Consider the following 837-nt stretch of genomic DNA (forward strand, 5'->3'; position numbering starts at 1 on the left):
TAGGCATTGCTGCAGCAACATTGCTCGTGCCGTTAAGCCAGGCAAATGCTTCTGAAAATAAAAATAATGAAGAAACTAGTACAAGTTTTGCTATAAAAGATACAAAAGATAAGTCATCTAATCTACTAGAGTCTTCTGCTAAAAAATTAGCTCACAAGAATCTTATAGATAGTGAAAAGCTATACAAAAAATTTGGTTCTAAAACAGTTGTAAATTCTAAAAAACCAATTACTGTTATAGTCACTTTAAAGAAGCAGCCGAAAACTCCTTCTAAGCAACAAGAACAGGATAACAAATTTAATCAAGATCAATTGATTAAAAAATGGTCTTCCAAGTACGATATGAGCGTTCGCCGTCAATTCGGCTATCTTATGAATGGATTTGAAGCAACTCTTCCATCTAATAGAATTGTTGACTTACAAAATGAGCCTGAAATCGCTTCTGTTGCAAAAGAACGTCTATATTATCCTCTTGAAAATTATGCTCGCACGTTACAGGGTGTGAATGAAGAATTTAAGAAGAAGGGTCTTGATGGCACTGGAATGCTTGTTTCAATTATTGATACAGGTATTGATCCAACACATCAAGATATGAAACTTGATGATTCAGCTAAGAGCCATTTGAAAATGAAACCAAGAAAAGGTTTCACAGATAAAGTTCCAGATGGTTATAACTACGCTGATGAAAATTATACTATTACAGATAACGGTGCTGAACAGCATGGCATGCACGTAGCTGGAATTGTTGCAGCTAATGGCGATGAACCGGGTAAGCCAGCAGACAAGAATTGGCGTGTAGATGGCGTTGCTCCAAACGCACAGCTGCTTGCTATGAAAG

Annotated in this window: 1 protein-coding gene; it reads left to right on the plus strand. The window is 36.6% G+C overall.

Translation table 11 applies throughout. The annotated features are described in order from the left end of the window. Positions 1-837: S8 family serine peptidase (locus tag HMPREF3230_RS00945; RefSeq protein WP_155642865.1), on the plus strand; the 837-nt coding region annotated here is incomplete at both ends.

Origin of the sequence: Gardnerella vaginalis, assembly GCF_001563665.1 — a bacterium.
GTDB classification, from domain to species: domain Bacteria; phylum Actinomycetota; class Actinomycetes; order Actinomycetales; family Bifidobacteriaceae; genus Bifidobacterium; species Bifidobacterium vaginale_A.